Genomic DNA, 318 nt, shown 5'->3' with positions numbered 1-318 from the left:
AAACAGACAGTTGTTGATCAGATTTCAGATGCTGATTTGGAAACACTTTATAAAAAGGAAGTTGCTGCTTTACCCAAAGAAGATGAGGTTAAAGCACGTCATATTTTGGTCAAAACGAAAAAAGAAGCAGAAGCTATCATTAAGCGTTTAAACAAGGGGGAAAGTTTTGAAGAGATTGCAAAAAAGAATTCAACAGATGGTTCAGCTGCTGTTGGTGGCGATCTTGGTTATTTCAGTCATGGTCAAATGGTAAAGCCTTTTGAAGATGCTGCGTTTGGTTTGAAAGTTGGCGAATACACAAAAAAGCCTGTTGAAAGT

1 protein-coding gene is annotated in these 318 nt (G+C 37.4%); it reads left to right on the top strand.

Translation table 11 applies throughout. The features are described 5' to 3' along the window. A partial coding sequence (locus ACFIO5_RS11670) for a peptidylprolyl isomerase (protein WP_375705499.1) occupies positions 1-318 on the top strand: 318 nt, incomplete at both ends.

Source organism: Bartonella sp. AA86SXKL (assembly GCF_042196885.1).
The sequence above is the reverse complement of the archived record's forward strand: the minus strand, read 5'-3'. Positions and strand labels throughout refer to the sequence as shown.